This window comes from Corynebacterium capitovis DSM 44611 (genome assembly GCF_030440535.1).
Taxonomy (GTDB): domain Bacteria; phylum Actinomycetota; class Actinomycetes; order Mycobacteriales; family Mycobacteriaceae; genus Corynebacterium; species Corynebacterium capitovis.
On the sequence record NZ_CP047117.1, the window covers coordinates 47,604 to 70,095 of the forward strand.

22 protein-coding genes are annotated in these 22,492 nt (G+C 65.7%); 14 read left to right on the forward strand and 8 right to left on the reverse strand.

Annotation, left to right across the window (positions count from 1 at the left end; genetic code table 11):
• Positions 1-156 precede the first annotated feature (156 nt).
• A complete protein-coding gene (locus tag CAPI_RS00225) occupies positions 157-1,323 on the forward strand; it encodes an alpha-amylase family protein (protein WP_018017264.1) in 1,167 nt (388 codons plus the stop codon).
• Here CAPI_RS00225 and CAPI_RS00230 read toward each other — a convergent pair.
• Positions 1,312-2,601: a M20/M25/M40 family metallo-hydrolase gene (locus tag CAPI_RS00230; RefSeq protein WP_018017265.1), complete on the reverse strand. Its 1,290-nt coding sequence runs from the start codon at positions 2,599-2,601 to the stop codon at positions 1,312-1,314. The genes CAPI_RS00225 and CAPI_RS00230 overlap by 12 nt on opposite strands.
• A gap of 58 nt (positions 2,602-2,659) precedes the next feature.
• On the opposite strand from CAPI_RS00230, the gene bioB reads away from it, so the two are divergent.
• From bioB to CAPI_RS00250, 4 genes are read left to right on the forward strand one after another with little or no spacing between them, the layout of a single operon-like run.
• Positions 2,660-3,670, forward strand: a complete 1,011-nt coding sequence (gene bioB, locus CAPI_RS00235; RefSeq protein ID WP_018017266.1) for a biotin synthase BioB — start codon at positions 2,660-2,662, stop codon at positions 3,668-3,670.
• Positions 3,667-3,861 carry a biotin synthase auxiliary protein BsaP gene (gene bsaP, locus CAPI_RS00240; RefSeq protein WP_018017267.1) on the forward strand — a complete coding sequence of 65 codons (195 nt, stop codon included), beginning with the start codon at positions 3,667-3,669 and terminating at the stop codon, positions 3,859-3,861. The genes bioB and bsaP overlap by 4 nt, the downstream gene beginning before the upstream one ends.
• A gap of 13 nt (positions 3,862-3,874) precedes the next feature.
• Positions 3,875-5,230, forward strand: coding sequence for an AMP nucleosidase (gene amn / locus CAPI_RS00245; RefSeq protein WP_018017268.1), 1,356 nt, complete (start codon positions 3,875-3,877; stop codon positions 5,228-5,230).
• Positions 5,230-6,159: a Sir2 family NAD-dependent protein deacetylase gene (locus CAPI_RS00250; protein WP_018017269.1), complete on the forward strand. Its 930-nt coding sequence runs from the start codon at positions 5,230-5,232 to the stop codon at positions 6,157-6,159. Before amn ends, CAPI_RS00250 begins: the two co-directional genes overlap by 1 nt.
• On the opposite strand, the gene CAPI_RS00255 is transcribed toward CAPI_RS00250, so the two are convergent.
• Together CAPI_RS00255 and CAPI_RS00260 are read right to left on the reverse strand one after the other, a co-directional pair.
• Complete coding sequence (locus CAPI_RS00255) at positions 6,127-7,392, reverse strand: dicarboxylate/amino acid:cation symporter (protein WP_018017270.1); 1,266 nt, start codon at positions 7,390-7,392, stop codon at positions 6,127-6,129. The two genes, CAPI_RS00250 and CAPI_RS00255, sit on opposite strands and share 33 nt — an antisense overlap.
• 109 nt (positions 7,393-7,501) lie before the next feature.
• The gene (locus CAPI_RS00260) at positions 7,502-8,572 is read right to left on the reverse strand and encodes an ROK family protein (RefSeq protein ID WP_026157090.1); all 1,071 of its coding nucleotides are present in this window, start codon (positions 8,570-8,572) and stop codon (positions 7,502-7,504) included.
• Between the two features lie 37 nt (positions 8,573-8,609).
• On the opposite strand from CAPI_RS00260, the gene CAPI_RS00265 reads away from it, so the two are divergent.
• From CAPI_RS00265 to CAPI_RS00275, 3 genes are read left to right on the forward strand one after another with little or no spacing between them, the layout of a single operon-like run.
• Positions 8,610-10,211: a DUF885 domain-containing protein gene (locus CAPI_RS00265; RefSeq protein WP_040356665.1), complete on the forward strand. Its 1,602-nt coding sequence runs from the start codon at positions 8,610-8,612 to the stop codon at positions 10,209-10,211.
• On the forward strand, positions 10,199-10,939 hold the full coding sequence (locus CAPI_RS00270) for a TSUP family transporter (protein ID WP_018017273.1): 741 nt from the start codon (positions 10,199-10,201) through the stop codon (positions 10,937-10,939). Before CAPI_RS00265 ends, CAPI_RS00270 begins: the two co-directional genes overlap by 13 nt.
• A gap of 7 nt (positions 10,940-10,946) precedes the next feature.
• The gene (locus tag CAPI_RS00275; protein WP_018017274.1) at positions 10,947-11,519 is read left to right on the forward strand and encodes a TetR/AcrR family transcriptional regulator; all 573 of its coding nucleotides are present in this window, start codon (positions 10,947-10,949) and stop codon (positions 11,517-11,519) included.
• Here the strand turns inward: CAPI_RS00275 and CAPI_RS00280 are convergent.
• The gene (locus CAPI_RS00280; RefSeq protein WP_018017275.1) at positions 11,493-12,878 is read right to left on the reverse strand and encodes a basic amino acid/polyamine antiporter; all 1,386 of its coding nucleotides are present in this window, start codon (positions 12,876-12,878) and stop codon (positions 11,493-11,495) included. The two genes, CAPI_RS00275 and CAPI_RS00280, sit on opposite strands and share 27 nt — an antisense overlap.
• Before the next feature lie 84 nt (positions 12,879-12,962).
• Here CAPI_RS00280 and CAPI_RS00285 point away from each other — a divergent pair, with 84 nt between their 5' ends.
• A complete protein-coding gene (locus CAPI_RS00285) occupies positions 12,963-15,173 on the forward strand; it encodes an MMPL family transporter (RefSeq protein WP_018017276.1) in 2,211 nt (736 codons plus the stop codon).
• Positions 15,173-15,736 (forward strand): TetR/AcrR family transcriptional regulator, encoded by a 564-nt coding sequence (locus tag CAPI_RS00290; protein WP_018017277.1) that lies wholly within the window; start codon positions 15,173-15,175, stop codon positions 15,734-15,736. The genes CAPI_RS00285 and CAPI_RS00290 overlap by 1 nt, the downstream gene beginning before the upstream one ends.
• Here the strand turns inward: CAPI_RS00290 and CAPI_RS00295 are convergent.
• On the reverse strand, positions 15,652-17,049 hold the full coding sequence (locus tag CAPI_RS00295; RefSeq protein WP_018017278.1) for an HNH endonuclease signature motif containing protein: 1,398 nt from the start codon (positions 17,047-17,049) through the stop codon (positions 15,652-15,654). The genes CAPI_RS00290 and CAPI_RS00295 overlap by 85 nt on opposite strands.
• 296 nt (positions 17,050-17,345) lie before the next feature.
• Positions 17,346-17,474, reverse strand: a complete 129-nt coding sequence (locus CAPI_RS00300) for a hypothetical protein (protein ID WP_018017279.1) — start codon at positions 17,472-17,474, stop codon at positions 17,346-17,348.
• A 25-nt stretch (positions 17,475-17,499) separates the two neighbouring features.
• On the opposite strand from CAPI_RS00300, the gene CAPI_RS00305 reads away from it, so the two are divergent.
• Genes CAPI_RS00305 through CAPI_RS00320 form a run of 4 tightly spaced genes read left to right on the forward strand, consistent with a single transcriptional unit; the run spans position 17,500 to position 19,942 of the window.
• Positions 17,500-18,204 (forward strand): SDR family oxidoreductase, encoded by a 705-nt coding sequence (locus tag CAPI_RS00305; protein ID WP_018017280.1) that lies wholly within the window; start codon positions 17,500-17,502, stop codon positions 18,202-18,204.
• Positions 18,205-18,215: 11 nt separating this feature from the next.
• Positions 18,216-18,425: an RNA-binding S4 domain-containing protein gene (locus CAPI_RS00310; RefSeq protein WP_018017281.1), complete on the forward strand. Its 210-nt coding sequence runs from the start codon at positions 18,216-18,218 to the stop codon at positions 18,423-18,425.
• Positions 18,426-19,160, forward strand: coding sequence for a VOC family protein (locus CAPI_RS00315; protein WP_018017282.1), 735 nt, complete (start codon positions 18,426-18,428; stop codon positions 19,158-19,160).
• A 14-nt stretch (positions 19,161-19,174) separates the two neighbouring features.
• Positions 19,175-19,942: a serine hydrolase gene (locus tag CAPI_RS00320; RefSeq protein ID WP_156806821.1), complete on the forward strand. Its 768-nt coding sequence runs from the start codon at positions 19,175-19,177 to the stop codon at positions 19,940-19,942.
• Here CAPI_RS00320 and CAPI_RS00325 read toward each other — a convergent pair.
• Positions 19,905-20,576 carry a hypothetical protein gene (locus tag CAPI_RS00325; RefSeq protein WP_018017284.1) on the reverse strand — a complete coding sequence of 224 codons (672 nt, stop codon included), beginning with the start codon at positions 20,574-20,576 and terminating at the stop codon, positions 19,905-19,907. The genes CAPI_RS00320 and CAPI_RS00325 overlap by 38 nt on opposite strands.
• Entirely contained in the window at positions 20,573-22,465 is a 1,893-nt protein-coding gene (locus CAPI_RS00330; protein WP_026157093.1) for a M13 family metallopeptidase, read from the reverse strand. The genes CAPI_RS00325 and CAPI_RS00330 overlap by 4 nt, the downstream gene beginning before the upstream one ends.
• Between the last annotated feature and the right edge of the window lie 27 nt (positions 22,466-22,492).

Genomic DNA, 22,492 nt, shown 5'->3' on the forward strand with positions numbered 1-22,492 from the left:
ATTCCGAGCTAGTCTTTGACCTCGAAGACGCCTCGAGTGGCGGCACCCGCGTCACGCTTACGTTTGACGGGCAGCCCAGCTCCGAGATGATGGAGAACCTCCGGCAGCGCATCGTAGGCAAGTTGCACAATGTGACCCGGTAGGCTGGGCGCGGTGATGTCAGACACGATTTGGTGGCACGTCTATCCGCTGGGCGCCACGGGAGCGCCCGTGCGCGACCGCCGTAGCGACGACGCCGGCCACCGTCTCCGCAACCTCGGACCCTGGTTGGACTACCTCATTGAGCTGGGCTGCAACGGCCTTCTCTTGGGCCCTATCTTCGAGTCTATCGGTCACGGCTACGACACCCTCGACCACTACACAGTGGACTCTCGTCTTGGCGACGACTCCGACTTCGACTGGCTCATCTCCGAGTGCTCCGCCCGCGGAATCAACGTCATGCTCGACGGCGTGTTCAACCACGTCTCGCGTACCCACCCAGCGGTCGCGGCGGGGTTCGCGGGCAATACCGACTGGGAGGGCCACGGCGAGCTGGCCACGTTGCACCATGACGACCCCCGTGTGGCGGACATGGTCACGGACATCATGCTGCACTGGCTGCGCCGCGGCATCGCCGGATGGCGCCTTGACGTTGCCTACGCCGTGCCCCTGGCGTTTTGGCGCGAAGTCCTCTCGCGGGTCCGTGCCGAATTCCCCGAAGCCTTCTTCCTTGGTGAGGTCATCCACGGCGACTACGCGGGAATCGCCGAAGCCGGCACGCTCGACTCCGTCACGCAGTACGAGCTGTGGAAGGCGTTGTGGTCCTCCATTAAGGACGTGAACTTCTGGGAGCTCGACCACGCGCTCGGCCGACTTTCGAACGCCATTGTGCCCAACACGTTCATCGGAAACCACGACGTCGACCGCATCGCCAGCACAATTGGCCAGGATGGTGAGATCATCGCGCTGGCCATCCTCATGACGCTGCCCGGCATGCCGAGCATTTACTACGGCGACGAGCAAGGCTTCGAGGGCCTGCGCGCCGAGGGCTTCGCAGCCGACGACGCGGTGCGCCCCGCCCTTCCCGCCACGCCCGCCGACCTTTCGCCACGTGGTGGGTGGATCTTCCGCGAGCACCAAGCGCTCATCGGCCTGCGCCGCCGCAACTCGTGGCTCACCCACGCCCGCGTCGAAGTCCTTAAAAAGACCAACGAGTCCATCTCGCTGCGCACTTTCGGCGCGAGCAACGAGCTTCTTCTCGACGCCCACCTCGCGCCCCTCCCAGGCGTGCGCATTTCGGCGGGCGACGAGACTGCCTACGAGTGGGGTGACCTAGACGCCTAAAAACCGGCCCACGAGCGAGCGGTACGCCTGCGCCGTCAGCTCTACATCACGCACGTCCACGTATTCGTCGTGGCTGTGCAGCTGATCCAACACGTCGCCCAAGGTCCGCTCGCGGTCGTGCAGGGCGAAGCCGTAACCCACGCCGCCGCGGCGTCGGGCGAAGCGCAGGTCGGAGCCGCCGGCGGAGAGGATGGGAACCACGGGCGCGCCAGGGAAGAATTCGGCGTAGGTGTCCACGATGGCGCGGTACAGGGAGCTATCGGTGGTGGAGACGGTGGCGTCTTCAGTGATGAGGTGCTCGATCTCAACCGCCGGCGCTAGGTCGCCGAGCGCCTCGCGCAGCATATCGTCGATCTCCTCCTGTGTCTGCCCGGGCAGGGGCCTGATATCCAACTCCAGCCACGCGGTGGACGGCAGCACGTTGATCGACGAGCCCGCTCTTAGCACCGTCGGCGCGATGGTGAGGTGGCTCATCGCGTGGGAATAGCGGGCGAGCTCACCGAGGGAGTCGTACCCGTGGCCGTCGAGAAGCGAGTGCTCCGTGGCCGGGTCGAAGCGGAAGGCGCGGACGTAGCCTTCCCACAGGTCGCTGCGCTGGACCGCGGGCTCGATCGCCGCAATGCGTTGCGCAACTTCCCCGATGAGCGCAACGGCAAGCTCTTTGCCGTACGGGGTGGAGCCGTGCCCAGCGTCGCCGTGCACGACGAGGCGACGCTGGGCAGCGCCCTTTTCGCCGACGACCACGACGAGGGCGTCACCGTCGACAGGAAGGTGCGACCCGCCTTCTTCGGAAAGGCAGTTCTGCCAGCTGAACGGCGCTGGGTTTTGTTCGGCGAGCCACCCGGCGCCCAGGCCCCCGCGGGCCTCCTCGTCCGCGCACCCGACGAAGGTGAGGGTGCCGGAGGGCTTCCCGGCCCGCGCCACCTCGCGCGTCACCGCGGCCATGGCGGCGGTGATGTAGAGCATGTCCGTCGCGCCGCGACCGTAGATGCGCCCGTCTCGCTCCTCGGCGGCGAAGGGGTCAACCGTCCACTTCGGGCGATCCACAGCGACGACGTCAGTGTGTCCGAGCAGGGTGAGTGGCTCACTCGGACCGCCCTCGACGGTAAACGCGATGCTTACCCGGCCGGGCTCGGGCTCGAAGCGCTGCACCCTCGCACCGCTGCCGGCGAAGAACCTCTCCAGGGTGTCCGCGTTGCGCACCTCGCCCTCGCCGACGCAGGCGTTGCGGATCAGCTCTTCGAGCAGGGAAATGGTCGATGCGGCGAGGTCACTCATAGTGACCAACCCTACAACCGTTTATAGTGAGGCCATCCCAACTGAACGGAGTTCAATTATGCCGGCAAACATTCTCGACATCGCCCGTGACAAAGTCCTCGAGGAGGGAATCGGCCTCAACCAAAACGAGGTCTACCAGGCGCTTACCGTCCCCGACGAGGACCTGCAGGACCTGCTCAATCTCGCCCACCACGTGCGCATCCGCCACTGCGGCGTCGAGGTGAGCCTGGAGGGCATCATCTCGCTGAAAACGGGCGGGTGCCCCGAGGACTGTCACTTCTGCTCCCAGTCTGGTCTGTTCGAGTCCCCGGTGCGCGCCGTGACGCTCAACATCGCGGAACTCGTCGAGGCCGCGAAGCAGTCCGAGAAGATGGGTGCCAGCGAGTTCTGCATCGTCGCCGCCGTGAAGGGACCGACCCAGAATCTGCTGGACCAGGTGCGCGAGGCCGTCACCGCGATCGACGCCGAGGTAGACATTTCTATCTCCGCCTCGCTGGGCATCCTCACCCGCGACCAGGCTGCGCAGCTGCGGGACATGGGCGTGAGCCGCTACAACCACAACTTTGAAACCGCGCGCTCCTTCTTCCCCAACGTCGTGACCACCCACACGTGGGAGGAACGCAAGAACACCCTCGAGTTCGTGCGGGCCGAGGGCATGGAGACCTGCTGCGGTGGCATCATCGGGCTGGGCGAAACACTCGAGCAGCGCGCCGAGTTCGCGGTCCAGCTCGCAGAGGTTGAACCGCACGAGGTTCCCCTAAACTTCCTCGACCCTCGCCCCGGCACCCCCTTCGCCGATAGGCCCCTTGTCCCCCAGGGCGAAGCGCTGCGCGCGGTTGCCGCCTTCCGCCTGGCCATGCCCACCGCCCAGTTGCGCTTCGCGGGCGGCACCGAGCTCGCTCTTGGCGACGACGGCACCGAAGCCGGCCTCCTCGGCGGCGCAAACGCCATCATTGGTGGCAACTACCTCACCACCCTGGGCCGCCCGATCGAGCGCGACCGCGACGCCGTCGACCGCGTAACCAGCCTGGGGATTCCTTCCGTGTATTCCACCTTGAAGGCGCTGTGAGGACGCCTCAGAGCACGGAGCTTGCCGACGCCATCCTGTCCGGGTCGGCCACCTTCGACCGCAGATCCTATGACGCCCCGCGCATCTGCCCGCTGTGCGGGCGGCGCATGGTGGTCAAGATCAACCCCGTCGGTTGGGAGGCGACCTGCTCGCGCCACGGCGAGTTCCGCTCGGAGTGGCTAGAGCGTTAGTAGGGTGGGGCCCATGGACAGGGTGACAAGCGTTGCGGGGGCCGTCGATAAGCTAATTGAGCTTTATGCGGGTTCGTGCGAGCGTGCGCTTGCTTCCGACTTTTCCGAGGTCTTGTACCCGAAAATTGTGGTGAGGATTCCGCGGTGGGAACCGATCGACCGCAGCGCCCCCTTTGGGTACGTCGACGAGGCTGGGACGTACTCCGCTGTGTTGTCGCGGCCCGATCTCATGGCGCCGTACCTAAGGACGCAACTGGGCGCCCTCTGTAGCAACTACGAGTGCGAGCTCTACGTGGGCTATTCCGACGTGCCGATTCCGCCGGAATACATTCGCGGTGCCACACGCCCGGCGGATGGTTTGGCCCCGCGCCCCTCGCTGGACGCGGTCGACGACGCGATCATCGATGCTGACTGGGAAGCCTTCCACGGACCCGAAAAGCCCCTGTTCCACTTCGGGCCGCAGCGCTTCGACCTTGCGTGCGCCCGCCTCGAGCACTACACCGGCATCGAGGTGGACAGCCTGCAGAAATACATCCTGTTCACCAACTACGCGATGCACGTCACCGAGTTCGTGCGCTTCGGGCTCGCCGAGCTGTCGCGGGAGGGCTCGCGCTACAGCGCGCTGCGCCTGCCGAATGGGGAAACGGTGTCGGACACCGTCGCCGTCGAGGATTTGGACCTCGCGTCGCGCTATCAAATGCCGCGCTATGACCTCGTCACCGATTCCGGCGACGGCATCACGATGATCAACATCGGTGTCGGTCCCTCCAACGCCAAGACCATTACGGATTCACTGGCGGTGCTGCGCCCCGAGGCCTGGATCATGATTGGGCACTGCGCGGGCCTCGACGGTCGCATGCGCATCGGCGACCTCATCCTCGGCAACGCCTACGAGCGCCACGACCACGTCCTCGACGAGCACATCAACCGCGACCACCCCATCCCCGCGGTCCCCGAGATCCAACGCACGCTGGAAAAGGCCGTCGCGAAGATTTACGGTGAGGACGCCTCCCTCCTGCGCACCGGCACGGTGCTGTCCACCGACGATCGGAACTGGGAGTGGAAAACCCGCCGCGACCTGTGGGAATGGCTGCGCGGGTCGACGGCCGTCGCCGTCGATATGGAATCGTGCACCCTGGCCGCGAACGGGTACCGATACCGAATCCCTTACGGCACGCTCCTGGCAGTGTCCGATCTGCCGCTGCACGCCGTACCCAAGTTGCCGGCCGCCGCGCAGGCGTTCTACTCCAACTCGAAGGAGGCCCACGTGATGTGCGCGGTTAAGGCGATGGAGCGCCTGGCCAAGAACCCCGGCCGCCTGCGCACCCGCAAGCTGCGCCGCACCATCGGCGAAGTACCCTTCCGCTGATGTTTGAGGATCCGGCCGTCGCCCTGGCCCACAGAAGCGCGCTGCGCTCCATTGAGCGCGTCGTAGAAGAAACCGCCACCCCCACGAACCCCGAGGTGGCGCTGCAGCGCGTCGTCGACCAACTGCAGCACCCGAAAGTCCTGGTTATCAGCGGCGCGGGCATGTCCACGGAGTCGGGTATCCCCGATTACCGCTCCAAAAACGGGCGGCTAACCAAGGGCCGGCCCATGACCTACCAGGAGTTCGCGCACGCCCCCGAGCACGTGCGCAGGTACTGGGCGCGCGCCTTTGTGGGCATGCGCTTCATGCGCGCCGCGACTCCGAATCGCGCCCACTTCGCCGTCACGGAACTGGAGCGCGCCGGGCTGCTCACCGGGGTCATTACGCAGAACGTCGACGGGCTGCACAGCCAGGCCGGCACGAAGAACGTGGTGGCGCTGCACGGAGACATGGAACACGTGGTGTGTCTGGACTGTGGGAACGTCGAGGCACGCCCGCTTTTCGACGCCCGCCTGGCCGCCGCCAACCCCAGCTACTTCGAGTCGGTCACCATCACCGGGCCCATGATCAACCCGGACGGCGACGTCGAGCTCGCGCCCGAGGACGTCGAGCGCTTCCGCATGGTCTCCTGCACGCGCTGCGGCGGGCAGCGCCTCAAACCGGACGTGGTCTACTTCGGGGAGAACGTGCCCCGGGGCCGCCGGGAGGTGGCCGGGGCGTGGCTTGAGGCGTCGACAAGCGTGATTGCCCTGGGGACCTCGCTGGCGGTGATGAGTGGCTACAAGCTGGTGCTCGACGCGCTCAAGCAGGAAAAACCGGTTGCCGTGATCAACGGCGGTCCGGGCCGCGCCGATGCGAAGGTCAGCACGCTGTGGCGCTCGAGCGTCGGCGACGCCCTAGACAGCCTGCTTGACCAGCTCGGGCTCTGAGGTTTCCCAGACGCGATCGTCGATAATGTGTTCGCGCTTCGCCACGACTACCGCAACGACAGCCTGGCCGGTGACGTTGACGGCGGTGCGGCCCATGTCCACGATCGGCTCGACCGCGAGCAGCAGGCCAACGCCGGCCAGCGGCAGGCCCAACGTAGACAGCGTCAGGGTGAGCATGACGGTCGCGCCTGTCGTGCCCGCGGTCGCCGCGGAACCCAGCACGGAAACGATGATGATGAGCAGGTAGTCCGTGAAGTTCAGCGGCACACCATAGAACTGGGCAACGAAGATCGCGGCGACGGCCGGGTAGATTGACGCGCAGCCGTCCATCTTGGTGGTGGCGCCGAGCGGCATGGCGAAGGAGGCGTACTCGGAGGGCACGCCCATCGACTTTTCAACCGTGCGCTGGTTGACGGGCATGACGCCCATCGAGGAGCGCGTGACAAAGCCCAGGGTCGTGACCGGCCAGACGCGGCGGAAGAAGTCCAGCACAGGCAGGCGGTTGAGTGCCAGCACGGCGGGGTACAGGGCAAAGATGACCAGCGCCAGGCCGATATAGATGGCCAGGACGAACATGCCCAGGGAGCCGAGGGCGTCCCAGCCGTAGGTGGCCACGGCCTTGCCGATCAGCGCGGCGCTGCCGATCGGTGCCAGGCGGATGACCCACCACAGCACCACCTGAACGACGGACAGCAACGATGCCGAGAACTCGATGAACGGCTCGGCCTTCTTGCCGGCCTTGACGGCGGCGACGCCCAGTAGCAGCGACACCACCAAGATCTGCAGGACGTTGAAGGAGACCGTCTCGCCGTTCGTGCCCAACCCCAGGAAGTTGGCCGGAACCACGGACTGAATGAAACCGAGCCACGACCCGGTCGTAGAAGGATCGGCGGCCGCCGATGCATCAACGGACGAGTTCACACCCGGCTGCAGTACCAGTGCCACGACGATGCCGATGACTACGGAGAAGAACGCGGTGATCGCGAACCAAAGCAGGGTTTGACCCGCCAGGCGCGCCGCGTTGGTCACCTTTCGCAGGTTTGCTATCGACGTCACCACAGCCGTGAACACCAGCGGCGGGATGAGCAGTTTGAGCAGCTGGACGTAGGTGGACCCCGTCCAGGTGAGGATGCCGGAGAGCCAGTGGACATCACCGGCGCGGGCGATGAACCCGAGCACGAGGCCGACGATGAGGCCGGTGATAACTTGGGCTCCGAACCCGAATTTCTTCATGGGAACTCCTTGGCGTGTAGACAGATCGGTCTACATGGGAAATGCTTACGTGTATTCACTACGCATAATGCTCCCCGAACATTCCCGAAGCAAAAATAGACAGGCTGGTCTATATGTCGAAGTCGGAGGTGGCCACCGAGAGCGGCTCGCGCAGCGCGAGATCCAGCGCCGCGGCCCGCGCGATGTCGCGCACGACTTCCCGGTGGGTGGGGATCATGCGCAGGTCCACGTCCGGCACCTGCTTGAGCACGGTGCGGGCGAACGTTGCCGGGGCTCGCGGGTCGTCGATGAAGGCGGAACCGGCGACGACCACCACGCTCGGCTGGTGCTCGGCCCACAGCTGCGCGGTGAGCTCGCCGAGCCCGCGCGCACGGTCGTCCAGACAGGCGCGGACGGTGGGCGTGTCCTGGGCGGCGCGGACGGCGTCGGCAAGCGTGTCGATGCCCTCGAGCGCCTCGAGCAACCCCGCGGTGGTGAGGTCCTCGCGGTCCACGGCGACGGGCACGACCTCCTCGCCGGTGAACACGGCGCACCCCAGGGAGTCGTCCGCGAACAGCGCCATGATGCGGGGCACATCGAGGTGGTCGTGTGATTGAACCTCCGACCCGACGATGGCCGCCGCCGCCGACGTGACCATCACCGGAACCGAGAACTGTTCCCGCAACTGGGCACCGATGTCGACCCCTCGCCAGCCGAGGTTCGGCGCGAAGATCACGCCTCCTGACGTCACGGTGCCCGACGTCGTCACTCCCACCGTGGCCAGCGGCCGGTTGATTCCGGCCGTCAGCCGGTTCAATCCGGCCATGATGTGTTGGATGAAGTCGTCCTCGCTCACGCGCGCCACCTCGATATCCAGGTCCATGCTGCGCAGCGTGTGGCCCTTCAGGTCGAACAGCGCGATGTACGTCGACAGCGTGCCCACGGACACGCCCGCGTGGATCGCCGCAGGCTCCCCAAGCTCAAGCGGGATCGTCGGGCGGCCGCGGCCGTTCGACCGCGTCAGATCGGTGCGCTCCGCGACGTACCCAAACCTCCCCAGCGCCGCCACCGCCCGCGTGATCGTCGGCTGCGATAAGCCGGTCGCTTCCACCAGCTCACTTCTCGACGTCAACTCGCGCAACCGGATCAAGTGCAAGCACTTCGCCGCCGGCGTTTGAGGGTGGGAAAAGGAGTCGGGCATAAGCCGAATAGTAACGGTAGTGATACACTGCGCCCACATGACGACAGACACGGATCTGTCCGCTTTGGCGACGGACCGATCCCCCTCACTCCTTGACGCAACCTGCGAGAACTACGTCTACGACCTGGCGCAGCTGAGCCCGACCCTGGCCACCCGGCTCGGGCTGGCGGGCCACGACCACGAGCTGCAGGACTACAGCCCGTCATACTGGGAGGCTGTTGCCGACAGGACCCGCGACCTCATTGCCGACGTTGACGCCCTCAACGACTGCACCGACTGCTCCGATGACGAGGACGACTTCGACGAGGCGGATCTGCTAACCGTCGCCATCCTGCGCGAGCGCATGACCACCGAGCTTGACCTCCACCACCATGGTGAGAACCTCCGCCTACTGAACAACGTCGATTCGCCCGTCCAGCACATTCGCGACAGCCTGCTGATGATGGACCCCGCCTGCCTCGAAGAACGCCTCTCCATCGTGCGAAAGTCACTGCACGGTTACCGCGAATCCCTCACGGAGGCCGCGGCGCAGGGCGACGTCGCGCCGCACCGGCAGATCGACGCCGTGATCGACCAGTGCGAGGCGATCGGGTCCGTCCTGGACACCCTCGGCGTTCCCGCAGACAGCGCCGCGCTGGCCGAGGCAAAAGACGCCTTCGAGGAGATGGCGGACTGGCTGTCCACGGAGCTCTCGCCGCGCGCACCCTACGACGATGCCGTGGGACGCGACCGCTTCGAGCTGTTCTCCCAGTCCTTCGTGGGAAGCGAGATCAACCCGGACGAGACCTACGCCTGGGCCCTGGACGGTTTGCATGAGGTCGTCGATAAGCAACGTGCCCTCGCTGAGTCGATGTTCGGGCGCGGGATAACGATCCACGAGGCCTACCGGCGCCTCAACGAGGACGAGCGGTACACCCTGCACGGTTCGGATCAGCTACTCGAGTGGATGGAGCGCTTCACCGAAGAAGCGCTGGGCCGGCTCGGCAGCGAGTTCACCGCCGTGCCCGCGTGCTCGGTGAGCTGCAGCGTCGACGACAGTGGTGCCGAGGGCGTGACCTACCTGCCCCCCAGCGATGACCTGGCGCGCCCCGCTCTCGTGAGGTGGACCACCCCCAAGGATTGCTTCCACACCTGGTGGGCTGCCGCCCGCCTCGCGCACGACGGCGCGCCCGGGCACCACCTGCAGACCATCATGCCGCGCGGGCTCAACCTGTGGCGCCGGTCCGTGAACGTCAACTACGCGCACAGCGAAGGTTGGGCACATTACTCCGAGGACCTGCTAGAGGAGCTCGGGATGTTCGACGAGCCGGCGCTACGACTCGGCCTCTACGACAGCCGCCGCGCGAGTTTTGCCAAGGTCCTCCTCGACATCGGGGTGCACCTGGGCAAGAAGACACCGGACAAGACCGGAACGTGGGACGTGCAGTACGCGAAGGCCTTCTTGCGGGACAACGCCGCGACGTCGGAAAGCCGTCTTGGCTTCGAACTCGACCGCGCGATGGGCTGGCCAGGTCAGGCCGCCGCGGGCGCCGTGGGCTACCGGGCCTGGCGCGAGCTGCGCGGCCGCGCCTCCCTGGATCGCGCGCTGAGGCTGGGGTCGATGCCGATGGACCTGCTCGGAGATTCGTGGGCGCACTAGCTCTCCTCCTGGGCGCCTCCCTCGTGGCGGGGTGGGTTGACGCTGTCATTGGCGGTGGCGGGCTGATCCTCATCCCGGTGTTGATGTCGGTGACCGGGATGCCCGCGGCGGCCGTTCTGGCCACCAACAAGGTCGCGGCGGTGACGGGAACCGCCTCCGCCGGGCTGACGATGGTGCGGCGCGTCGGCGTGCCCCGCGCCACCTGGGCCTACGCCGTCGCCGCAGGCTCACTTTCGGCCTGCGGTGCGCTGGCCGTCTCCCTGATAGACGACTCAGTCATTCGTCCCGCCATTATCGTGCTGTTGCTCGCGGTGGGGACGTTCGTGGCACTTAAACCCTCCTTCGGCACCTCGGAGGCCACCCCCACGCTGACCCGCGGCCGCATCCTCGCGGGGGTCGCGCTCGCGGCGGGTGTCGGCTTTTACGACGGCATCTTCGGGCCCGGCACCGGCATGTTCCTCACCATGGGGTTCACCGCCCTGTTTGCGCAGTCCTTCCTGAACTCCGCGGCGATGGCGAAGGTAATCAACACCGCGACAAACCTCGGGGCGCTCGTCGTGTTCATCATCGGTGGCCACGTTGCGTGGGGCCTCGCCCTGTCGCTCGCGGTGGCCAACCTCGTTGGGGCCCAGATCGGTGCCCGCACGGTGCTGCGGGGCGGTTCGCGCCTGGTGCGTGGCGCCCTGCTGGTCCTCGTTGTGGTGCTGTGCGCGCGCCTCGTGTCATAGTAGATAAATGACGTCACGCGGAGAGCGCCGGAAGCGGGCGACAGAGGAGAAAATTTACCGTTCGGTGCTGGAGATCGCCCGGGAAGAGGGGTTCAACGCTGTCACTATCGACGCGGTCGTGGCTCACTCGGGAGTGGCCAAAACCACCATTTACCGTCGTTACAGCAACCGCAAGGACATGCTTTCCGACGCCCTCTCCAACGTGGTCATCGCCATCCCGCTCCAGTACCCCGCCACCTTCGACGAGTTTGAGGCGTTCCTGATTGAGCTCCAGGACCACTTGGAAAAGGAGATCGGAATCCGGCTGATCGGCTCCCTGCTCTCCAGCCGCGACGACTACGTCGACGAGTGGCGGGAGCGCCTGTCCAAGGAGGTGCTGCAGGGTCTCGAGTACTACGTGAAGAAGGGCATCGAGAACGGGGTGTTCGCCCCCCGCGTCCACCCGCGCATCCTCGTGTCGATGGTGGTGGGCAGCATCTTCGTGCGCTCCGCGTTCCAGTACGGCGACCCGAAACTCCACGCGCGGCAGATCGCCGAGCTCCTGTGGCCCGTGTTAGAGGGAGAGCGTCCCGTTCACTAAGCCCACAACCGCGGCCACAGCCCCGGCGACCACGAGCGCCACCACGCACCACTCGAACGGGTTGAACCAGCGTGTGCCCTGCGCGACGCGCACCCAGACGTACATGACCATCCCGGGCACGACAGCTAGCGCCCCGAACAACACGTAGACCGGGTCCGCCGCGTAGATGAGCCACAGCGAGTAGATGAAGGCGATGGCCCCCACCGCGAGATGGGCGCCTCCCTCGCGCGCGGTGAGCAGCACCAGGTAGAGGGCGGAGAAGATGTAGGGCAGCAGGTACATGATCGTGGCCAACTGGACCATCGCGTTGTAGGAGGTCTCGTTGGCGAAGAAGATGATGACAAAGACCTGGATGACCAGCGTGGAGACCAGCTGCGCCAGCCAGGGCGCCCCGAGGTGGTTCGTCGCCGCCAGCTTGCGCGGGAGCAGCCCGTCGCTGGCCATCATCACCAGCGGCTCCGCGCAGAGCATCTGCCACGATACGTAGGCGCCGAGCACAGACAGGCACAACCCAAGCGACACGAACACCCCACCCCACGGCCCGACGACGGCCTCGAGCACGGCGCCCATCGAGTTGTCGGGAAGGGCGGCGAGCTCCTCGCGGGAAAACACACCGTAGGACAGGGTGGACACCGCGACGAGTAGGGCGAGCACGGAGAGGAACCCGACGACGGTCGCGCGGCCGACGTCGCCACGCGTCTTCGACTGCTTCGAGTACACGGATGCCCCCTCGACGCCGATGAATACCCACACGGTGAAGAGCATGATGCCCTTGAGCTGCTGGCTAACACCCGTGCCCCAGAAGTCCAGCGTGAACGTATCCCAGGAGAAACCTAGGAACGCGACAAGCACGATGAAGCAGAGGATGGGCACGAGTTTGGCAATCGTCGTGACTCGGTTCATCACCGCCGCCTGCTTGATCCCGCGCGACAGCCCAATAAAGATCACCCACGTCAGCGCGGAGACGGCTACCGCCAGGACCCAGCGATTGCGCAGCACGGGAACGTAGTAACCGATTGTGCGAAAGAACAGGGTTGCGTAGCCGACCTGCGCCATGACCGAACCCAGCCAGTACCCGAAACCGGATATGAAGCCGATGAAGTCTCCGAGGCCGGCGCGGACGTAGGAGTAGACGCCGGCGTCGAGAAGAGGCTTGCGGCGCGCGAGGATCTGGAAAACGAAGGCGATCGAAAGCATGCCCACGCCCGCAATGGCCCATCCGACTAGCATGACACCGGGGCTGGCCACGGACGCCACATTCTGGGGCAGCGCGAAGATCCCCGAGCCAACTGTGGAGCCGATGATCAGGGAGACCAGCGTCCACATGGACACGGTGTGCGTCTGCTGCGCGGTTGTCATGACGGTAAAGATACTTGGGGGGGCTCCTTTTCCTAATTTGCAGCCGATGTGCAAAGTTGCACTGCCTGTGCAAAAATATGCGCCATGGCACACCTGCTCTACCGGCTCGGCCGGTCTGCGTACACGCATCGCTGGCGGTTTATCGCCGTCTGGCTACTGATCCTCATCGGCGCCGGCACCGCTGCCGCCACGCTGATGAAACCGACCACAACAAATATGACAATCCCGGGGCTCGAATCCCTGGAAACGAGCAACCGAATCCAAGAGATCTTCGGCGGCGACAACCCGATGCAGACGCCGTCCGGCACCGTCGTCGTACGAGCCACGGACGGTACGCTCGCGGAATCCCAGGATGACCTCGCGTCGCTCATCCAAGATGTGCAGTCGAAACCCTATCTGAAAGACACCCAGTCCATTGTGGACCCGGTCACGGCTGCAGCAGGGATGCAACAGCAGCTTTCCGGCGACGACCTCGCCGCTGTCTCGCCGCTGAGCGAAAACGGTCGAACCGGAACGTTCCAGATCACGTTCGATGCCCCCAGCTCGCAGGATGTGTCCACCGCGGACCGCGACGACCTGACCGCCACCCTCGAGCGCCACTCCACTGGTAACGTGGAGATCGCCTACAGCGGAAACGTCTTCCAGGCCCAGGAAATCAGCGGCGCCTCCGAGGTCATCGGCCTACTTGTGGCGGCGCTCGTGCTCATTATTACCTTTGGCTCTCTCCTCGCCGCGGGCCTGCCCCTGCTTTCGGCCGTCGTGGGAGTCGGGACCGGAATGGGGCTCATCTTTGCCGGAACCTCGTTTACCGACTCCATCAACTCACTGACCCCCACCCTGGCCAGCATGGTCGGCCTCGCGGTTGGCATTGACTACGCCCTGTTCATCGTCTCGCGCTTCCGTAACGAGCTGGTGGCCTATATCGGGCGCCCCGAAATGGAACCGAAAGAACTGGCCCAGGAGCTGAAGCGCCTCAGCCGTGACGAGCGGGCTCACCTTGCCGGGTTGGCCGTGGGCAAAGCGGGCACCGCCGTGTCCTTTGCCGGCCTCACCGTGCTGATCGCGCTCGCCGCGCTATCGATCATCAACATCCCGTTCCTCACGGCGATGGCCCTAGCCGCGGCGCTCACGGTGGCTATCGCGGTGCTCGTCGCTCTGACTCTCCTGCCGGCAGTCCTTGGGGCCTTTGGAACGAAGGTGTTTGCGGGCCGCGTGCCCGTCGTCAAAGCTCCTGACCCCGAAAACGAACAACCGACGATGGGCCTGAAGTGGGTGCGCCAGGTGCGTAAACGCCCGGCTGCGTTCCTCGTCGGTGCCGTCCTTGTTCTGGGGCTTCTGGCGCTGCCAGCCCTCCAGATGCGTTTGGCGATGCCCACCGACAGCACCTCCGCGCTGGGTACCCCGACGCGCACCGCCGCCGAGTGGATCGACGAGGACTTCGGCCCAGGCCGCAACGCGCCGATGACGGCCCTCCTAGACTCCGCGGACGGCTCCTTTATTGATGCGCTGGCCGATGTTCAAAGCGTCGAAGGCGTCAAGCACGCACAGCTCATCGCCGCGACCGAGGACGGCAAGTACGCCCAGCTGCTCATCACGCCCGAGTACGCCGCCACCGACGAACGCACCAGCGGCACCCTGCAGTCCCTTCGCGACGGCGGTTACGAAGTCACCGGTGTCACCCCGATTTACGACGACATCTCCAACCGACTCTCCGACGTGTTGATCCCCTACATCGCGATCGTCGTCCTGCTGGCGTTCGTCCTGCTCATGGTTGTGTTCCGTTCGATCTGGGTGCCGCTGATTGCCGCCCTGGGTTTCGCGCTCTCGGTTGCCGCGACGTTCGGCGTGACCGTCGGAATCTGGCAGGAGGGCTGGCTGGGCATTAACAATGACCCGCAGCCGCTGTTGTCCTTCCTGCCGATCATGCTTATCGGCATTGTGTTTGGCCTCGCGATGGACTACCAGGTCTTCCTCGTCACGCGCATGCGCGAGGGCTACGTTCACGGCAAGACGGCCGGCAACGCCGTCTCCAACGGCTTCAAGCACGGCGCACGCGTCGTCACCGCTGCGGCACTCATTATGATCTCTGTCTTCGCCGCGTTCATGCTCATGGACGAGCCATTCATCAAGGTCATGGGCTCGGCGCTTGCCATGGCAGTTCTTTTCGACGCCTTCCTCGTGCGCATGACCATCGTCCCCGCCACCCTCTTCCTCCTCGGCGACCGGGCTTGGACGCTGCCCCGGTGGCTTGACAAAATCCTGCCTCGCGTGGACGTTGAGGGCGAGTCTCTTTGATGGGTCGCGAGCGGAAGAAGGAAAACACCAGGCGAGCTCTTGCGCAGGCCGCGGCTGAGCTGCTTTTGGCCGAGGGCCAGGAGGGGATGACCGTCGCTGCGATCGCAAAGCGCGCAGGCGTGTCCCCCCGAACGTTTCACAACTACTTTCCGCGCCGCGAAGACTCGCTGCTCTATCTTCTCGAGCGCTACGTCGCCGAATTCACCGCCAAGGTGCGCCAGGCTCCGCCTGAAGAACAACCCGTGGATACCTTGCACCGCTTGATGGCCGATTTCATCCAGAATCCCGAGTTCATGGTGAACCTGATGACCATCTGCGATCACTTGAGCTGCGTGCTCAGCCCCCGAGACCGCAGCCGCGTTCGCCACCTACATGAACCACTCATCGAGGCGCTGCAGTCCGATAACCTCTCGCGCGAGGGCGCGACATTGCTCCTGTTTTCCGCTCTTACCGCGGCGAGCATCGCCGTGGAGTCGCATCAAAACCTGGACGAGGGCTTCGCTCTGCTGCGCAACGGGTTTTCCGGCGAGGTTGGAGGTGTCTGTGGTTCCCGGCTGGTGTAATCGAAAGCCAGACCATATTCCTGCTCGAGGCTGGCAAGTGCCGCCGAGAGGGTAGCGGGGTCGGTCGTTTCGTATTTGTCGCAGGCCGCATGGCAGGCGGCGTAAAAGCGCGCCGCGTTGTCGCGGTTCGCGCGGACCTGAGCGAGACTGGACTGCCAGTGCGGACCGACTGGGGTGACCTGGCCATGTAGGGGCCCGTCTGGGCGGGACAGTAAGTATGTGCCGTCCGGGAATAGCCAGACGATGTCGCCTGTGACGGGGTCCGGGATGTAGAAAGCGCGGCGGTCCGTCTTGACGTTGTGATGGCGCTGGCATAGCGAATACAAGTTTGCCGGGGTGGTTTCGCCGCCCTCCTCGAACGGAATGCGATGATCCAGCTGGCAGTCCTCCGCGAGGCGCCCGCAGCCGGGAAAGACGCATGTGCCGTCGCGTGCGCAGGCGACGTCGCGCATTTCGCGCGTCGGCGTGTAGGAGGGGGTGTGCTGGTCTGGGTCGAGGGGGCGTTGCGTGGTTTCCCCTGCGTCGACCGTGTCGGTGGCGGGCGCGTTCGTCCAGCCCGAGCCGGGGATAAAAACGGGGTCGCCTGGGCGGCGGCCGTACGGGGCGTAGACCGTGATGACTGTCCGGCCCGGGCGCTGGGCGGTTCCGGAGAGGAGGCGCACCGCCGCCTCGGCCTCGGATACCTGGCACTGGCGGGCGGTCGCGGCGACGGTGTCTCGGATGGCCGCCATCGAGGCGGCGTCGGTCACGAGCTCGACGCCCTTGCGGTCGACGCCGCCGTCGTTGACGTCGAAGAAGGTCGCCGAATCCTGCGACGGGTCTGTTGAATTCCGCTTTGATCGTTTCTTAGGGTCGTAGGCAACGCCGGGATCTCTCGCCGCGACGTGCTGGCGGAGCCGGCGGGTAATCTGCCTGGCGGAGGGCAGCTCCTGGGCGGGCCGGGAGGGTGTGAAGAGTGCGGCAAGTAGGTCGTCGGCACCCGCGAGGATGTCCTCGGCCGAGTCGGGGGGAATGATGGCCAGCGCTGCGTCGATTGCGGCAAGGCGATCGACGCACAGCAAGTGAGTTCGCGCCTGCATGTGCCTCAGGCGGGGCAGGTCCCGCAACCGGGCGTAACCCAGGATTGCGCGTTCGATATAGTGTTTGGTTGACCCCGTCGCCTGGCAGAGGTGGGTGACGGCTACCTCGAAATCGGTGAGGTCGTAGTCATCCTGCGCGAAGCGTGAGTAAAGCGCGTATTCTCCCCGTCTGATTAGTAGAGTTGCTGCACAACGGCCGTCTCCCTGGCGCTGTGTAGCGAAGTACGGATCCATGGATCTCCCCCAAGAATGTCGTGACCCCTCCTGACATCACCCATACTAATCGAACACACGAGCGTCCGTCAAGGACAATTCGAAAATTATTTCTAGGGAGCGGCGATAGGCGAGTGCTTGTCGAGGCCGGGGGCCCGGCGACGAGCAAATCGGGGGGAACGTCGCGGGTGACTACGGTGCCGGAGGCGATGACGCCGAACTCGAGGTGCAGATTTCGGGGGCATGACCGCCCGGGAATAGCGACCGGGAACGGTGTTCGACAGGTTGCTGAACTCCCGGGTGGCACGGCTGCAGGCTCACCTTTCGACCGAGAACAGGGCCAGAAGCGAAGCGGCCAGCGCCACGACGGGCCCCAGCCAGCGACCCTCGGAAAGGACGAACGCTACGGCGACCACGAGCGCGATGGTCAGAATGTTTCGGCTCATAGCTTAGACCCTACACTCGGGTGATATGGAGAAGATTGCGGTTGTGACAGGCGGCTCAGCGGGAATCGGGGAGGCCGCGGCCCGGGCGCTAGCGGGTGATGGCTGGACTGTCTACGTGGCGGCCCGGCGCGTCGAGCGTTGTGAAGCGGTTGCGCGCGAGATCGGAGGTGTTGCGGTTGAGTTGGATGTGACGGACCAGGGAAGCGTCGACGATCTAGCTCAGCGCCTCGAGCGCGTTGACTTGCTGGTCAACAACGCGGGAGGGGCGAGGGGCCTCGATTACCTGCGCGACGCCAAGGAGGATGACTGGCGCTGGATGTACGAGACGAACGTCTACGGCACCGTGCGCGTGACCAAGGCCCTGTACCCGCAGCTCAAAGCGGCGCAAGGGCTGGTGGTAAACATTGGCTCGGTGGCAGGGACAGATGCCTACAAGGGTGGGTCCGGGTACAACGCCGCGAAGTTCGGGCTGCGGGGGCTGACGCGGGCACTGCGTCGCGAAGAGGCGGAGAACTCGATCCGCGTCACCGAGATCGACCCCGGGCGCGTGCAGACCGACTTCTCGCTGAACCGCTTGGGTGACAAGGAGAAAGCGGCGGCCGTTTACGAGGGTAAACTGAACCTGAGCGCCGCCGACATCGCCGAGGCCATCCGCTGGGTGGCCAGCCTGCCGCCGCACGTCAACGTCGATACCCTGAGCATCATGCCCACCGACCAAGCCGAGCGCTAAGCTTGGCGCCCATGGATGTCGAGATCACAGGCGAGTCGATCAGACTCGGGCAGTTCCTTAAACTGTCCGGCCTAGCCGAGTCCGGTGGCCAAGCCAAAGAGCTCATCGCCGAGGGCGAGGTCACAGTCAACGGTCGCGCGGCGGAGTCGCGGGGCCAATCGCTTGCCGACGGCGACGTGGTCGCCGCCCTGGGCACCACCGCAACCGTGAGGGGAACGTAAATGCCAGCATTCGAAGCCGTGGAAGGCATGCCCTACTGGCAGGACCTGGCCACGACCGACACCGCGAAGTCCGCCTACTTCTACGCCACGCTGCTGGGCTGGAAGGTAGAGGATCTGTTTGCTCGCAAGGACGGGTTGCCCGTGGCCGGTTTCGTGCCACAGGACGACGACGTGTGGGTGACGTACTTCCTGCTCAGGGGCGCGGGGGACATCGAGAAGCTGGGCGGAAAAGTGCTTGCTGAAACTGACGTCGCGCTCGGCCGGATGACGCTGTGCGCGGACCCCGCGGGGGCGATGTTCGGCCTCATCGACCCGGCGGGTGAGGAGCGGTTCGTCGCCGCTGGCGAGCCCGGCACCCCGGTGTGGCGCGAGTACGTCGCCGGGTACAAGGGCCGCGAGTGCATCGACTTCTATGCCGAGCTGTTCGACTGGGAGGTGCGGGAAGAAGACGGCTATTACCTCGCTCTTCACGACGGCGCGCCCTTCCTGGGCATGCGCGTCGAGGAGGACATGGAGATGACCGGGTTCTGGGAGACATATTTTGGCGTCGCCGACGTGCAGGACGCCGCGCGCCGGGCGCCCGAGCTGGGCGGCGAGGTCCTGCTGGGGCCGGAACTGTCGCCCTTCGGCCCCCTCGCCGTGGTGGCCGACGCAAACGGGGCGACCGTTACCCTGTGCGAGATCGATGCGCCAGTGGAAGAAGGGGACGAGGCGGAATCGCTGTTTGACCTCTAGCGCATAATAGGGGGGTGAAAAATCTTGTGTGGGGTGTTGTGGCCACCGTGCTGGCCAGCGCCCCCACGGCCCACGCGTATCAGGTGGGTCGTGAATACGACGGAGCTTATGACTCCGAGCGGACCGCGCTCGCGGTGTACCATCCGGACGGAACCTGGACGGGCTCCAGCGCCGCCAAGGAGGAGCGAGCCGCCCTGTCCCTGGCCAAGCTTTATCTCGGCTACTACGTGTTGAACCACGGGACCGACGAGGAAAAGAACCTGGTGGAGTACATGATCACGTACTCCGACGACGGATATGCTGAGATCCTCGACGAAACGTACCCCGAGGCAATCGACAGCGTCGCCGCCGACTTTGACCTGGAGGATACGTACCGTAACGAGTCCTGGGGGCGGAGTGTGACCTCGGCGTATGACGTGGCCAAGTTCGTCGCGAGCATCCTGAGCGATTCCTCTGCCCGGCCACTTATCGACGGGATGCGCAACCAGTCCGAGACGGCCAGCGACGGGTTCCACCAAGTCTTTGGCACGGCCCTGCTGAAAAACGCAGAGGGGACCAAAACGGGCTGGTCCAATGACGAAGAGTCCGAGACCGGGAGCGTGTCCTTCGGGTCGAGCGGCATGGAGACGTGGGTCGCGGCGGCCCTGACCAACGGCGACGCCGCCGCGAATACCGCGGACGCACTGCGGGGCATCGACGAGGCCGCCGAGTTCAACCCGTGGAAACCGGGCGACCGGCTCGCCGTCAGCCTCTCGACCAAAGAAATTCTGCGACGTCTGTGACGCGGCGCCGCGCCTGCGCGGGCGTGGAGACCCCGCCGCGGGTGAAGTAGTCCTCCTCGGTTTGTACGAAGATATCTCTGGGATACGTGCCGGTGGGCGGGAACGTCAGCACGCAGGTCTCGGCCGGGAACGCGGGAGCGCAGCGGTAGAACCAGGCGGTCGTGTACCCGGTTTGGCGGGCGGCCTGGGCGGTGGGGGCGTCGAGAAGAGTGGTGCCCGAAAGCTCCGCCACCGCGGCGACCTCCGGGTACCAGGCGTACTCGCGCGTCTTGGGTCCGAGCCCGGGGGCGAGGGCGACGGCGAACTTTCCGGTCGGGCGGGAGGGGACGAACAGCGTGCCCAGCTCGGTGGCCTCGACGGTCACGCCCGCGGTGAAGGCGACGCCGGGCATGGTGTGGTCCACCGCCGTGCCGAGCATGAGCAGCGCCGCGTGCGTGAGGCGGTCGGGAAGCAGCGCGCCGAAGGTGTCCGGGTCCGTCTCGGGGTAGGTCGCGCGGATGTAGGAGTCGATCTGCTCGAGTTGCAGCTCCTCCGGCAGCGTGCGAGCGACCCCGCCGACGTTGAAATCCGGGTCACCCTGCACGTTTTCCGGGTAGGCCCCGTCGCTGGGGCCGGGCTGGAGGGGAGGCCTCACCAGATGGTCACCCGGTCAGCAGGGTCGAGCCACACCTTGGACCCCTTCTCGACGTCAAACGCCTCGTAGAACTCCGGCACGTTCGCGGCGATGACGTTGCAGCGGAATTCGCTGGGGGAGTGGGGGTCGATGGCGAGCAGCTGGTTCGCCATCTCAGGCCGGGCCTTGGAGCGCCAGACCCGCGCCCAGGCGAGGAAGAGGCGCTGGAAGCCCGTGTACTCCCCGTCGAGGTCGTCGAAGGGGAGCGCCGGGCCGTCGTTGAGGTTGTGTTCGCGCAGGTGGAGCTTGTAGGCCTCCACGGCGATGCCGAGGCCACCGAGGTCGCCGATGTTCTCACCGAGCGTGAACGCGCCGTTGACGCTGCCCTCCGCGCCCGCCGGAACGAGCCCGTCGAACTGCTCGACCAGCTTGGAGGTTAGCGCTTCGAAGCGCTCGCGGTCCTCGTCGGTCCACCACGAGTTAAGGTTGCCGTCGCCGTCGTAGCGCGAGCCCTGGTCGTCGAAACCGTGGCCAATTTCATGGCCAATGACGGCACCGATCGCGCCGAAGTTCTCGGCGGCATCTGCGTCCGGGTCGAAGAAGGGCGGCTGAAGGATGGCGGCGGGGAAAGTGATGTCGTTGACCACCGGGTTGTAGAAAGCGTTGACCGTCTGCGGGGTGGTGACCCACTCGTCGCGGTCGGCGGGCGCACCGACCTTGGACAGCTGGTAGTCGTGGTCGAAGGCGGCGCCGCGGCGCACGTTGTCCAGCAGGTTCGCCCCAGACGGAGAGAACTCGAGACCTGTGAAGTCGCGCCAGCGGTCTGGGTAGCCGACCTTCGCGCGGAACCGCGCGAGTTTCCCGAGCGCCCGGCCACGGGTTTCCGCGCCCATCCACTCGAGCTCCTGGATCCGCTGGTGGTACGCCCGGATGAGGACGTCCACCACGTCGTCGATCTGCTTTTTCGCCGACACCGGGAAGTGCTTCTCGACGTACAGGCGGCCGATTTCCTCGCCCACCATCGACTCCGCCAGCCCGACCGCGCGCTTCCAGCGGTCGCGCTGCTCGGTTGCACCGGACAGCTTCGTGCCGAAGAACTCGAAGTTCGTGGCGCTGATCTGCTCGGTCAACACACCGGCCCGGGACCGCAGAACGGCCCACACCCCCCACAGCTGCCAGTCCGCGAAGGTCTCGGCGCGCAGCATGCCAGCAAGATCCTGGGTAAAGGACGGCATCATGTCGATGACGCGCCCGCCCGTAACTCCGGACCCCGCAAGCAGCGCCTGGATAATCGGGGGGAGGGAGGACACCTCCGTGGGGTTGTAGGTGGCCACGGCGTCGCGCGATGTCACCACGTCCCAGTGGCTGGCCGCCACCTGCGTCTCTAGGTTGACGATCCGCTGCGCCGCCACGCTCGGGGTCAGCCCCAGCAGGTACGCGGGCTCGATGAAACCCAGCATCTTTTCGACGTGGACCCTGTAGTCGGCCAGCGTTTGCGCGTGCTCGGGGGAGCGGTAATAGGCTTCGTCGGGAAGCCCGAGCCCGCTTTGAAACGCGTAGGGCACCACCGTCTCGCCCTGCGAGTCCTTCTCCACCCAGTACGACAGGGGGCCGTGGACGCCCTCGCGCTCGAGGACACCGAAGTTGTGGGCCAGCTCGCTGATAGTGCTCACGTTCAGCTTGTCTAGGTCCTGGTCGAGGGGCCGAGTACCAGCGGCGTTGATCGCGTCTGTGTCCATGAATGACGTGTAGAGGTCACCGCCACGCCCCGCACCGGAGCTCAGGAGGGCGCGCACGTCGGCCTCCGCCTTGTCCCGCAGGGCGTAGAAGGCCCCGTCGATTCCACGGTCAGCCGGAATGACGTGTTCCGCAACCCAGCGGCCGTTGACTTCTTCAAACAGGTCGTTCATGCGCACCACTCTAGTTATCCTCTAGTT